The sequence below is a fragment of the Fictibacillus iocasae genome (genome assembly GCF_042665465.1).
Taxonomy (GTDB): Bacteria; Bacillota; Bacilli; order Bacillales; family Fictibacillaceae; genus Fictibacillus; species Fictibacillus iocasae.
On the sequence record NZ_JBHTCP010000035.1, the window covers coordinates 1 to 13,139 of the forward strand.

Sequence of the window (13,139 nt, forward strand, 5' to 3'; positions counted from 1 at the left end):
CAAACTCTCCAATAAAGTGTTTAATCTGTCTCTTGCTTGTTTAAAACTGACGGAATTAATTTAATTCCTTACCTATGCTTTTGTTCAGTTTTCAAAGAACTTTTTGTTTGCCGCTCGTTTTGGCGACTTTATTAGGATAGCATCTGGTGTGAATGATGTCAACCTGTTTTTTCTTTTTTGTTGCTGCTGACCGTTTAGCGTGTTGCTTGCTGTGTCGGTGTGTCGCAGCGACAAGAAATAATATATCACAGATGAAGAAAACAGGTCAACATCTTTTTTAAACTTTTTTAGCTGTGCACAGAATAATAACGATGGAACAGATTCTTACCCTTTGTTTCTTTGCGGACGGTCTTTACATACCCTCTATCTATCAAATGTTCCAGAAGCACAGTCAAATCAATGGCATAGGCCGATGTTTCATCGTGATCCATGAGCTCCTGATACGTCCATTCGCTTTTCTCGCCCATTACTGTGAGCAAGTGGCTTGCCCCTAGTTTTGTTTTTGAGGTCAGAGAAAATTCGGATGCGAGAAGCAGGAGTTCGATTCGCTTATCAAGCGTCTCATTTCCTGTAACAAGCTCCTCATATAATTTGAATATCTCTGGTTCTATCATTTTGACCTGGCTCCATACCGTTACTTCCGGGTAGAACCCATGCTCTATGACAGCAAGCCGGGCCATGTGATGAAGAGCATGCATGATGTTATTGAACGCATCTAAATACTGGCCGGAGTGCGAGAGTTCTTTTCCATCGTAATAACGTCGGAGCAGCTTGGCGAATTCGAGTCCGATTTTCTTCGTACGCTCTTGAATCGGAAACTCATGCAGTCTGTCACGCAACCGTGATACATATTCATTGCGGTTGAAAAGCACTTTTCCGTTTAGCACCCACTCCACTGCCCGGCGGTTCGAACCGAGCAGCAGCCAGCTGTTCAGCTGTTCTTCTGTCACGATGTGCAGTGCCGCTTTTTTATCATTAAATTCATAATGTTTAATGCTCCAAGGCTTGTCTGCTTGTTGAACGATAATGAACAATACGCAGTCCAGGTTGTCAGTAGCCGGAAAAAAGGGCTTCGTTTTTTCAATCAGCAGTACACCTAAAGTCCCTTCGTTGCTTGCTCTTTCCTGGTATAACGGTCGTAACAAATCTTCCAATGAAGTCATCTCCCATATATAGATTGCAACACTAAACCATTCAACGCGCTTTTTCATAATCCTCTTTGTTTTTACAACGTCACCCTATGATATACTGTTAATTGAAAATGGGAGGGACACGCATGATCAAATATACGAGTAAAATTAATAAAATCCGCACGTTTGCTTTAAGCTTGGTATTTATCGGTATCATTATTATGTATGCAGGCCTTTTCTTTAAAAGCAGCTTCCTGCTCATGTCTCTTTTTATGATCATCGGCTTTCTAGCTGTGATCGGAAGCTCTGGCGTTTACTTTTGGATCGGGATGATTTCGACTCAGGCGGTGCAGGTGGTGTGCCCGAGCTGTGGCATCGTAACAAAGGTTCTTGGACGAGCTGATGCCTGCATGTCCTGCAACCAGCCTCTCACGCTAGATAAGAATCTGGAAGGACTGGAGTTTGACGAGAAATACAATTCCAAGAAATATCAGAAAAAGAAATAACTGAGCTAGCTTTAGCAGAACTTCCTTACCCTTGTACGTTGTTTAAACCTGTTTTATTAAGATAACAAAGTATCGCAGCATAGAACAGATGAAATATGGCACAAAAAAGAGGATAGTCCGCTTATGGGATTATCCTCTTTTCCTATTTTACTCGTATTGGCGCTGGATCGCGTACACTCGGAGCGGTTCTCGGCTGTTCTTTTTCTTCACCATCTTCACGGTATAGACGTGATTTCCCATCATAGCGTCGAACTGATATTGCGATACGGAAACATATAATCGGGAACCTATTACGGTATAGTTGACTGCAGGATATTTTTGTTTTCCATATAAATCTTTCTTGTTCCAAGTGAAACGGGTAACAGAGTAAGTCATGTTGTCACCTGCCGGGTTATAGTATAGCTGTTCGCCCTGAGCGTTTACACCTGCTTTTTTAAAATAATATTGAAAAAACTGATCAATAAATTCTTTTGTGAACCCCTTAGACATGGTCGCATAGATTCGTGCCTTCGTAAACTCTCTTTCATTGTAAAGACTCCACTGAAGCTTGTGAGCCCTCTCCAGATAGATTTTCTCTCTAACTGCTGTAGCTGCCGTTGCCTTGTTTGCGCCAAACGAACCCCAGATTGAAATAGCCATGACCAGACTTAGAAACAACAAGAACCCTTTTTTCATGATTGAATGCCTCCGCTTTTTTTGAATGGCCGCTGTCAGCATTCCGGATATGTAGCAGCGGTTTATTTACTCATTAGACGAATGACGGGTTCGTTAGGAAACAAGGATTTGGATTTTTTCTCACAACAAATATCGACAATTAAATAAAACTCTGCTGACGCCAAGCCTTAAAGTCAGCTTTAGTTGCACCTATACGATGTTCGTTAACTTGCTAACTACGTTGAAATTCCTTACCTTTTAAAAAGCTATGCTTACTTAAAGTAAAAAAAGCCCCTCCATGGTTGGAGAAGGCTTAATGCTTTGTTTGGCAGTCCGGGCAGACACCGTATATTTCCATACGGTGGCGTGCAATTTTAAAGCCGGTAACAGATTCGGCGAGGCTTTCCACTTCATCCAAGCCGGGGTAAGTAAAATCGACGATCTTTCCGCAAACATCGCAGATCACGTGATAATGATCCGTTGTGATACAGTCGAATCGGCTGGATGCATCACCATAGGTTAGTTCTTTAACAAGTCCAACTTCCTTAAACATACGCAGATTGTTGTATACGGTAGCCACGCTCATATTCGGAAATTTTCCTTCAAGCGCTTTATAGATTTCATCGGCAGTAGGGTGGGACATTGATTGAATTAAATGTTCAAGTATCGCATGACGTTGAGGAGTGATCCTGACACCGGCGTGCTTTAATGTGTGAATCGCTTCACTTATTTTATGTTCTGACACCACCAAGCACCTCACTTTTCCTCTGCGAAATAATTATTACTTTATAATCGTTATAATTAGTTTAAAACGGTTAACCGCCCTTGTCAATAGAATGGCGGTGCTGTGTGCTCTTTATTCCTTGTCTTCGTGAAGAACAGGCTCGTTGATTCCCATTTTATGATTCACGTACCTTGCCGCAACAAATAGAAAATCGGACAGCCGGTTTAAATAAGAAAGGACGAGCGGATTCACGTTCTCCACACTGACAGCAATTCGTTCTGCTCTTCTTGCAATCGTTCTTGCCGTATGCAGTGCACTCGCAGGCGCAGCACCTCCTGGCAGGATAAACTGCTGCAGCGGCTTCAGGTCAGACTGCCATTGATCAATCGTCTCTTCAAGAAACGCGATTTCCTTCTCTTCTAGCACCCAAGAAACTTTTTTGCCATGCGGTGTGGCGAGCTCAGCGCCAACATGAAAAAGAACAGTCTGTACTCTTTGCAGTACGGCAATCAATGACATTGTCCACTCATTTTCCGGCAGTGTGCTGACACCAAGGCCAATCATGCTGTTCGCTTCATCACATGTCCCATAAGCCTCAACACGTAAATCGTTCTTAGCTACTCTTTCACCGTAAATGAGAGAGGTTTGGCCTTTATCCCCTGTTTTTGTATAGATTTTCATCTTTTAATACCCCCGCTCCAATGGAATGATGTTCGTCAGTTCTTTGTTTCCCTTCACATATAGACGCAAATTCTCTTCAAATAATGCAATCGCTCGTTCTTGGTATTGCGGCGTAATGCTCGACAGATGCGGTGTCACTGTCACGTTTTCCATTTCCCAAAGCGGACTCGTTTCCGACAGCGGCTCTGTTTCAAACACATCAAGGAAGGCATGAGCAAACTGCTCCTGTTGCAATGCCTGAGTCAGTTCATCCTCTACAACCGTCCTGCCTCTGCCGATATTGATGAATACTGCCTCACGTTTCATCCGGGTAAAAAGGGATGTTCCGATCAGCCTGTCTGTTTCTTGAGTATAAGGCAGCACGTTCACGATAAAGTCGCATCGCTCAAATACGGTCGGAAGGTCTTGCGGTCTGCTGTGCACTTCATTGAAATGAGGTCCTTTTGTTCCAGAACGGCTGAAGCCGAGCGTTGTCATGCTAAACGCTTTGGAAAGCCTCGCAATCTCTGTTCCGATCGCACCTGCGCCAAGTATGCCAATCGTTTTACCGCTGATCTCGGTCATCGGAACAGTACGGTCCCACACTTTGTCTTCTTCATGACCATACAGTTTCTTGGTTTGCTTCGCACTTTGCAGCAGGCAGCTGATTGCGAATTCAGCCATCGGAATCGCATGTATGCCGCGGGCGTTTGTCACGAGTATATTTTTATCTTTAAGAATCTGAAACGGCATCTTTTCCAGTCCTGCTGAAATGACCATGATCCATTTCAGCCGCTCCGCTTTTTCAATAAGCTCTTCTGTTAAATCTTCACCGTATGTGATTAAAATATCCGCTTTATGCAGATGGTGCTGGCCTTCATTCATACGGTTGGCGAACAAGAAGGTCATCTCAGGGAATGTGCTCACAAGACTCTCTTTAATCGGTGTCCTCAGCCTGGCTGATGATAAGATATACATCGAAACGTTATCCTCCTTTGTTCATGACGTTCACGTAAAAACCAAAAGAAAAAATAGGAAAACTTAGCAGACGCTTTGCCTGACGAATTCCTTCACTGGTTTTTTGAAATATAAAAAAAGGCGGGAGCTGATAGAAGCTTCCCGCCAAATTAAAAGAGTAGGTTAACCTCAGTCTATGCGGAAAAATCCGCAGCGTGTGGTCATACGCCTAGTTTCACTTTAAATTATCCGGGTTCAAGCCTTCGAGCTCAGGCAGGACAAACAAGCCGTCCTTTCGAATGAGAACATCGTCAAAATAAAGCTCCCCGCCACCATACTCCGGACGCTGAATCAGCACCATATCCCAATGGACAGCGGACTTGTTGCCGTTGTCGGCATCCTCATAAGCCTCTCCTGGTGTAAAGTGGATGCTTCCGCAAATCTTTTCATCAAACAAAATATCACCCATCGGATGCTGAATCATCGGATTTACGCCAATTGCAAACTCCCCGACAAATCGTGATCCTTCGTCTGTATCAAAAATAGCGTTCAGCTTATCTACATCGTTATCTGCTGTCGCTTCCACTATCTTTCCGTCCTTAAATGTGAGGCTCACATTGTTAAACGTTGTACCGTGATAAGGGCATGGTGTGTTATACGTGATTTTGCCGTTTACACTGTCTTTCACAGGCGCCGTGAACACTTCACCATCTGGGATGTTGTTCTCTCCCGCACAAGCGATAGCCGGTATCCCTTTGATCGAGAAGGACAGATCCGTACCTGGAGATACGATGCGCACCTTGTCGGTCTTTTCCATCAGTTCCTTTAGAGGCTGCTGTGCCTCAGCCATCGCTTTATAATCGACGTTGCATACATCCAGCAGGTAATCGGTAAACTTTTCAAAGCTCATTTTCGCTTTTTGTGCAAATCCTCGCGTCGGATAGTTTAACAGCACCCACTGTCTTTCGCTTACAAGCACACGCTGGTAAGGCTTGAACGTCTCTCCTCTAAGCTGATGCTGCGCTGACGGAACTTCAGCTAATTCGGCGTCATTCTCTTGGCCGACGATGGCGATATAGGCGTCAATATCCTTCACACGATACAAATCCCACTTTGTCTGCGCTTCAAGCTGTTCCCTTTTAAAGCCCATCATCAATTCGCGCTGCACTTCTTCATCTATCAGGTTCACGTACGGATAAGCACCAAGTGCGTACGTTTCTTTCACAAGTTCCTTAACGAGCGGTTTAGCAGCGATGCTCGCGTTAATGAGCACCTTCTGACCAGCTTTCATTTGCAAGGAGTGGTTCAGAAGTGTTTTGGCAAGTGTGTTGATTCGTTCATCACGCATTATGTATAACCCCTTTATATGTGTTTTAAAATTCCAACAATTATAGTTTAGCATGTGGCTCCTCATACCGCCTAATGGATTCAACCATACAAGTAAAAGAAAATAGGCACACAAAAAAAGAATCCAGTTTCCGATCACTGGATTCTTTCCATTTTAAACAACTGTTTACATTCTTTTTGCCACCTATTGAAGATGTTCCGCAATAAACGCTTTAACTTCCTGTACGTGGTCTTTCACTTTAACTTTTCTATATTCTTTCGCGAGTGTGCCCTCTTTGTCAATGATGAATGTAGATCGTTCGATTCCCATGTATTCTTTACCGAAGTTCTTTTTAAGCTTCCAAACGTCGTACAGCTTAGCAGCTTCTTGGTTTTCATCCGCTAACAGCAAAAACGGAAGAGTATGCTTTTCAATGAATTTCTCATGACGTGAAACTGGATCTGGGCTTACACCGAGCACGACCGTGTCTAAACCGCTAAAATCTTCATGAAGGTCTCTAAAATCACAAGCCTGTGTCGTGCATCCAGGGGTCATATCCTTCGGGTAAAAATAAAGAACAATATTCTTTCCTTTATACTCTGATAACGATACATTCCTTCCATCGCTTGCCGGCAATGCAAAGTCTGGTGCTTTTGTACCTACCGATGCCATCAATTTAACTTCCCTCCGTATGAACATTCTTACAGTAATAAGGGTAGCCAAAAGCAGCGGAGAGTACAACTAATCTGATGATGTATTGTGCTGAATGACAGAGGTGAGGACGAAGGCGATCGGCAGAATATATCCGATCATCGCTTCGGTGATCGCGATTACACGTCCGAAGCCAACTGGCAGAATATCACCGTAGCCCAGTGAAAAGAGCGTTGATGCGCTGAAATAGATGGTCTCGGTGAGAACAATCCATAATGAATCTTGCTCGAATCCCGTACCTCCTTCTAACACATTTATCCCTAAAAGTCCTGCAATGGTAAACATAAGGCCAAATCCAACGATAACCGTTACGTAAATAATGACTAAGATCGCAACATAGCTGACAGGCATTAAATGTTCCTTTAATCCATGATGTGTGAAAAGCATCGCGATGCTGCTGTAAATGATATAAAGTGCTAAACAACCAATCAAGAAAAGCACAGCCTGCCCCACCGTAACCACCTCATTAAAAGGTATGAGACAAGTATAAAAAAAGACCGGATAGGCCGGAAAAGACCGGGGTCCGGTACTGCTTCATAGCATTCCGCGCTCCGCGCAAAATTACGTTGAAGAGTACCGGACCCCGGTTATCTTTTTTATTAGTTCCCCGCTCCGCGGTATTTGGTCACGCCAACGTTCCAGAGCAGAACGGCAATTCCGAAAAACACAAGCCCGACGACCGGTGTCATGAACGCATAGCCGTACCAGTCGGTCCGTCCGAGAAAATACGAAGACGGATAGACGCCGACAAACGCAAAAGGCAGCACAAACGTCAGAATATATTTGATCACCTTATTGTAAATGTCCACTGGATAGCGGCCGTAGTTCCCGATGTTGTACATCATCGGCATAATGTCCGTGCGGCTGTCTGACCAGAACCCAATGCTCGCGAGACTGATGAAGATGCCTGCGTACACGAGCACCCCACCTAGCACGAGGATAATAAACACGAACGGATCGTACCAATTCAGTTCCAATCCAAGACGGCTGCCTGCATAAAACATGACAATCAGGCCTGTTACGGCACCAAACAGAGACTCTAGTTCCAGACGTTCCAGCACAATTTGAAACAAACTGTGGATCGGCCGCGTCAAAATGCGGTCCATCTCGCCTTTCACAATATACCGGTCGGTGAAATCCCAGATGTTAAAAAACGCACCAAACACGGCAAACGGAACAAGAAAGAAACCATAAATGAAAATCATCTCGTCACGGCTCCAGCCTCCAAGCAGATTGGTATGACCGAAAACGACTAGAATAAACACAAGGTTAACAGCTTGGAAGAGAAAATCCGAAACAATCTCGACCAGCATGTCCGCCCGGTAAGAAAGCCGTGTTTTCACATATTGTGCTGCATATTGAAGAAAAATAGATACATACGACATCGCTTACCCTCCTTGCACGATCAGCTGGCGCTTGGCCAAGCTCCACATAAAATAGATCGGCACGATCAAGAGAAGCGACCAGGCTGCCTGGGTCATAAGAGCTTCCAATACCGCTTCTCCTTTAAACCCTTCTGTAAAAATCATGCTCGGAATGTAGCTGATTCCTTGAAACGGCAAGTAGCTCATGATTTCCTGTGCCCAGCCTGGATAAAAGCTGATCGGCAGAATAAGGCCGGAAAACAAATCAATGATCACTCGCTTCGCACGGATCAGCCCGTCATTGTTAAATAAGAAGAACGTCGCAATTCCAGCAAGCAGGTTGATCTGTGTATTAATGATGAAACTAAACACAAGTGACAAAAAGAAATATCCCCACGTGTCCGCACCTGCTGTCAGATCAACCGGAAACGCCAGTGCAACGATCACCATGCCAGGCACCGAGAAGAACAGCAGGCGGAAAATACCCTCACCCAGCCCTTGCATCATTTTCATATAAAGATAGTGATACGGCCGGATCATCTCAATCGCCACTTTTCCGTCCTTGATCTCAAGGGCGATCTCTCGGTCAATGTTATTAAAATAAAAAGCGCGCGCCATCCAGGCAACTGCGATATACGTGGTCATCTGCGTGATCGACAATCCTTGCACCGACTCTTTGCCGCCATAGATCGCGCTCCATAAAAAGTAATACGCCCCGATATTAATACTGTAAATCAAAATTCCGCTGTAATAATTCGTCCGGTATGCCAGCATCATGAGGAAGCGGATCCGGATCATCTCCATATACTTACCCATGACGGACCGCACCTTCTTCATAAATGTTGCGGATGATTTCTTCTGTCGTGATCTCTACAACCTTCATATCTATAATCTTCTTGGCTGCCGCCACTTTTCCGATCACTTCTGAAATCATGTTCTCGTTATTATCCACGCCAGCCAGCCAGATCGCTTCGTTTTCGCCTTGCTCCCATACAACGAGTGTGCCATCTGTCAGCTGCTGCAGCTCATGAAGATCAGCACCTTCACTGAAGGTAAACTGAATCTGCTTGCCTTCGCCCCAGTTTTCCCGCAGTTCTCTGAGCGCTCCGTCATAGATGATTTTACCTTCATCTAGCATGATGACCCTCTCGCACAATGCTTCAATGTCCGAAAGATCGTGCGTTGTCAGCAAGATGGTCGTGCCATATTTTTCATTGATCCGTTTTAAAAAATCGCGGATTTTCAGCTTCACCAGCACGTCGAGTCCAATCGTCGGCTCATCTAAAAAGAGCAGAGGCGGGTTATGAATCAGTGCTGCCGCCAGCTCACACCGCATCCGCTGTCCGAGTGAAAGCTTTCGCACTGGCTGATCGAGCAGATGCCGGATATCGAGCGTGTCGATAACATCCTTCATATGAGACTCGTAAAACTCGTCCGGCACGTTATACACTTTTTTCAGCAGCCGGAACGATTCCTGCACCGCGATATCCCACCATAGCTGTGAGCGCTGTCCGAACACAACGCCGATTGAACGGACAAACCTTTCCCTCTCTTTATGAGGATTCATGCCGTTGACACGGACAGTGCCGGACGTTGGCGTAAGGATTCCCGTCAGCATCTTGATCGTCGTTGATTTTCCGGCACCGTTCTCGCCGATATAACCGACCATCTCGCCTTTTTGAATCGAAAATCCAATATCGTTCACCGCTGTTTTCAGCGTATAGTTACGAGTGAACAAATCGCGGAACGCCCCTTTTAGTCCAGAGCGGCTAGAATGCGATTTAAATTCTTTGCGCAAATTTTGTACATCAATAATCGGTTCCACTTATGATCCCTCCATTAATTCCACACCATAGTTTATCCTATCCCGCATGATAAACTCAAACGCCAGGCTCCCTCTAAAAGCAGTTACTCTGTGATTCATGCTACAATGGGACGTGAAAAATGTTTAGAGGAGGACAAAAAACATGAACCGTGAGAAATCAGCAGTGCTTTATGATGAAGCGCTGAAACATATCGTCGGCGGCGTGAACAGCCCGTCCCGCTCCTATAAAGCAGTTGGCGGCGGCGCACCGACATTCATGAAACGCGCAAAAGGCGCTTATTTTTGGGATGAGGACGGCAACCAGTACATTGATTACCTTGCTGCGTACGGACCGATCATCACAGGTCACGCCCACCCTCATATCACCAAAGCGATTACAGAAGCGGCTGAAAACGGTCTGTTATATGGTACACCAACATCACTTGAAGTACAGTTTGCCAAAATGCTGAAAGACGCGATGCCTGCGATGGACAAGGTTCGATTCGTCAACTCTGGCACAGAAGCGGTCATGACTACAATCCGCGTCGCACGCGCCTATACAGGCCGTGACAAAATCATTAAATTTGCCGGATGCTACCATGGACATTCAGACCTTGTTCTTGTTGCGGCTGGTTCCGGCCCGTCAACACTAGGAACTCCCGACTCTGCCGGTGTGCCAAAGAGCATCGCGCAGGAGGTCATCACTGTACCGTTTAACAATATTGAGGCGTACCGCAATGCAATGGAAAAATGGGGCGACCAGATCGCGGCTGTTCTAGTCGAGCCGATCGTCGGCAACTTCGGCATTGTCGAGCCTGCAGAAGGATACTTGGAAGCCGTAAACGAGATCACCCATGCACACGGCGCGCTCGTGATTTATGATGAAGTGATCACCGCCTTCCGCTTTATGTACGGCGGAGCGCAGGATTACCTTGGTGTGAAGCCGGACATGACGGCGCTTGGCAAGATTATCGGCGGAGGCCTACCGATTGGTGCTTATGGCGGCCGAGCTGAAATCATGGAAAAAGTGGCCCCGCTCGGACCTGCGTACCAGGCTGGAACGATGGCTGGTAACCCTGCTTCTATCTCTGCCGGAATCGCGTGTTTGGAAGTGCTGCAGCAAGTTGGCGTTTACGAAGAGATGGACAGACTCGGCGCCATTCTTGAAGAAGGTCTTTTGGCGCAAGCAGAAAAACACAGCGTGACGGTAACGACTAACCGGCTAAAGGGCGCGCTTACGCTCTATTTTACAAACGAAAAAGTAGTCAACTACGAACAGGCTGAAAATACAGACGGTGAAATTTTCGGTCGCTATTTTATGGCAATGCTTGAAGAAGGCATCAACCTCGCACCATCTAAATATGAAGCGATGTTCTTAACGACTGAACATACAGAAGAAGACGTCATCAAAACGATAGAAGCCGCGGGACGGGCTTTCAGCAAGCTCTAAACCATCTAAAATAATGCTCTAATGAGAGTATGTTAGTTATAACATTTTCATTTATACTCTTGTCCTTTTGCTTGTCGTGTCTGGAAGAGCCCACCCACGGAAAGCGCGCGCCTGTAATGGAGATCAACAACTTCTCTGCTCTCTCAAAGAGTGACGTATAGACTAAATGGAAGACAGACTATTACAGTAAGCCGTTCTCTTTTGGAGTACCCGCAACTATAAAACATCTATAAAAGCAGTGCATTTCACATGAGAAATTGCACTGCTTTTTTTATTTGATGTAACAAGGTTTCTTCCCCTTCTTGGATACAAATAGCGCGTATAAAAAACCATATTGTGAACACTAACCGTAATTTAAATTATGGTATTTGCTAACTTGTATGTATTTCGGCAATGGTAATGTATTTTGGTGAAGAAGTTTTAGAGATAGTATTGCATTAAAAAAAGCGACAAGTTTAATTTCACTTGTCACTGGTTTTTAAACTTAAAGAGCCTGGTAGTTGGAGTGAAATTTGGTGATTTACACTATTAATCTAACTTGGGAAGGTATTTAGTTCTTCTATTTTTTAGGATTGTCTTTATGTTCAACATCTATGACAACATTTCCCCTCTTGTGTCCTTTCTCTACATATCTATGAGCTTCCACAATTTCATCAAAGGAATAATATCTGTCGATGACCACTTTTATTTTCCCCATTTCAACAAGCTCTTTAAGGAAGTTTAATGCTTCTGAAGTTTCAGGAGAATTTCGGCTCAATAATAATTTCTTGTTACTGGTCAACTTAGTCCATAGCATTTGAACACTTGGAAGCGGTTCTGTAACATTTATATAGGTACCGTTGTTCTTTAGCAATTTCATACAAGCTGAAAAGGAACTCTTGTTTACTGCTTCAAAGATGACATCATATGATTCGTCTGTATTAGAAAAATCCTCTACTGTATAATCAATTACTTTGTCAGCTCCAAGAGACTTTACTAGCTCTAAATTCGCGGTACTACATACCCCTGTTACATTTGCTCCGAGATATTTGGCAATCTGAACTGCATAACTGCCTACACTTCCTGAAGCACCATACACTAAAACCGATTGACCGCTCTTTATTCCTGCTTTCCTAAGAAAATATAATGCTGTTCGAGCTCCAATAGGAATGGCAGCAGCTTCTCCATAAGTTATATTGGAAGGTTTGATAGCTATTGGTCCATCTTCCTCCAAGCACTTATATTCGGCATAAGCACCAAATCCAGCCAAGGATGCAGCAAAAACTCGGTCCCCTCGCTTAAACTTTTTTACATTTTTTCCAACCAACTCTACTTCTCCGGCTAACTCCATTCCTAATATTTCTTTTTTGGGTCGTTTCAAACCAAGTGTTATACGTGCAGGCAGCAAAAAAGCAGGAGGAACTGTAAAACTCCGTGACCTAATATCTGCTACTGTTACGGTTGTGGCTTTTACTTTAACTAAGATTTCATTGTCTTTAGGAATAGGCTTTTCTATCTGTTTTAGTTCAAGAACATCGGGGGGACCGTACCTTGTGTACACAATGGCTCTCATTTATCCACCTCAAATTTGTCTTATTCCTCAATATAATACGAATATTAGGAATAAATTAGACCAATAGTCCGATAACTGTTTTATCACGATACTACACCGTTAGTTAAAGACGTTAGCATTCAAGAATCAAACATTTTCCTGAAACCGTTAAAAGAGCAGTGTGATTTCTTAGGAGAAACACTCTGCTTCTATACCTTTTTTTCTGTGAAAATAATTAAATCCATAGCTCTTTTGTATACGGATCTTTTTGAAAGGTAATCCTTAAAATATCCTAAAAAGCCAATAAGAAAGCTAAGCTAC

General features: G+C 44.2%; 14 protein-coding genes. 2 read left to right on the top strand and 12 right to left on the bottom strand.

What is annotated here, in order from left to right:
• Window positions 1–287: 287 nt before the first annotated feature.
• Entirely contained in the window at window positions 288–1,154 is an 867-nt protein-coding gene (locus ACFQPF_RS11565; RefSeq protein WP_379749777.1) for a nucleotidyltransferase-like protein, read from the bottom strand.
• 122 nt (window positions 1,155–1,276) lie between these two features.
• On the opposite strand from ACFQPF_RS11565, the gene ACFQPF_RS11570 reads away from it, so the two are divergent.
• Window positions 1,277–1,636, top strand: coding sequence for a YgzB family protein (locus ACFQPF_RS11570; protein WP_379749779.1), 360 nt, complete (start codon window positions 1,277–1,279; stop codon window positions 1,634–1,636).
• A gap of 147 nt (window positions 1,637–1,783) precedes the next feature.
• On the opposite strand, the gene ACFQPF_RS11575 is transcribed toward ACFQPF_RS11570, so the two are convergent.
• From ACFQPF_RS11575 to ACFQPF_RS11620, 10 genes are all read right to left on the bottom strand, one after another.
• Window positions 1,784–2,311, bottom strand: a complete 528-nt coding sequence (locus ACFQPF_RS11575) for a hypothetical protein (protein WP_379749781.1) — start codon at window positions 2,309–2,311, stop codon at window positions 1,784–1,786.
• Window positions 2,312–2,603: 292 nt separating this feature from the next.
• Window positions 2,604–3,035 (bottom strand): peroxide-responsive transcriptional repressor PerR, encoded by a 432-nt coding sequence (gene perR, locus ACFQPF_RS11580; protein WP_379749783.1) that lies wholly within the window; start codon window positions 3,033–3,035, stop codon window positions 2,604–2,606.
• Window positions 3,036–3,146: 111 nt separating this feature from the next.
• Window positions 3,147–3,695 (bottom strand): cob(I)yrinic acid a,c-diamide adenosyltransferase, encoded by a 549-nt coding sequence (locus ACFQPF_RS11585; RefSeq protein ID WP_379749785.1) that lies wholly within the window; start codon window positions 3,693–3,695, stop codon window positions 3,147–3,149.
• A gap of 3 nt (window positions 3,696–3,698) precedes the next feature.
• Window positions 3,699–4,652 (bottom strand): D-2-hydroxyacid dehydrogenase, encoded by a 954-nt coding sequence (locus ACFQPF_RS11590; protein ID WP_379749787.1) that lies wholly within the window; start codon window positions 4,650–4,652, stop codon window positions 3,699–3,701.
• A 214-nt stretch (window positions 4,653–4,866) separates the two neighbouring features.
• Window positions 4,867–5,979, bottom strand: coding sequence for an aminopeptidase (locus tag ACFQPF_RS11595; protein WP_379749789.1), 1,113 nt, complete (start codon window positions 5,977–5,979; stop codon window positions 4,867–4,869).
• A 183-nt stretch (window positions 5,980–6,162) separates the two neighbouring features.
• A complete protein-coding gene (gene bcp / locus ACFQPF_RS11600; RefSeq protein WP_379749804.1) occupies window positions 6,163–6,630 on the bottom strand; it encodes a thioredoxin-dependent thiol peroxidase in 468 nt (155 codons plus the stop codon).
• A gap of 69 nt (window positions 6,631–6,699) precedes the next feature.
• On the bottom strand, window positions 6,700–7,122 hold the full coding sequence (locus tag ACFQPF_RS11605; RefSeq protein WP_379749791.1) for an ion channel: 423 nt from the start codon (window positions 7,120–7,122) through the stop codon (window positions 6,700–6,702).
• Window positions 7,123–7,268: 146 nt separating this feature from the next.
• Window positions 7,269–8,054, bottom strand: a complete 786-nt coding sequence (locus ACFQPF_RS11610) for an ABC transporter permease (RefSeq protein WP_379749793.1) — start codon at window positions 8,052–8,054, stop codon at window positions 7,269–7,271.
• Window positions 8,055–8,057: 3 nt separating this feature from the next.
• Window positions 8,058–8,849: an ABC transporter permease gene (locus tag ACFQPF_RS11615; protein WP_379749795.1), complete on the bottom strand. Its 792-nt coding sequence runs from the start codon at window positions 8,847–8,849 to the stop codon at window positions 8,058–8,060.
• Complete coding sequence (locus tag ACFQPF_RS11620) at window positions 8,842–9,858, bottom strand: ABC transporter ATP-binding protein (protein ID WP_379749797.1); 1,017 nt, start codon at window positions 9,856–9,858, stop codon at window positions 8,842–8,844. Before ACFQPF_RS11620 ends, ACFQPF_RS11615 begins: the two co-directional genes overlap by 8 nt.
• Window positions 9,859–10,000: 142 nt before the next feature.
• Here ACFQPF_RS11620 and ACFQPF_RS11625 point away from each other — a divergent pair, with 142 nt between their 5' ends.
• Complete coding sequence (locus ACFQPF_RS11625; RefSeq protein WP_379749800.1) at window positions 10,001–11,287, top strand: glutamate-1-semialdehyde 2,1-aminomutase; 1,287 nt, start codon at window positions 10,001–10,003, stop codon at window positions 11,285–11,287.
• A 559-nt stretch (window positions 11,288–11,846) separates the two neighbouring features.
• On the opposite strand, the gene ACFQPF_RS11630 is transcribed toward ACFQPF_RS11625, so the two are convergent.
• Entirely contained in the window at window positions 11,847–12,839 is a 993-nt protein-coding gene (locus ACFQPF_RS11630) for an NAD(P)-dependent alcohol dehydrogenase (protein WP_379749802.1), read from the bottom strand.
• Window positions 12,840–13,139 lie beyond the last annotated feature (300 nt).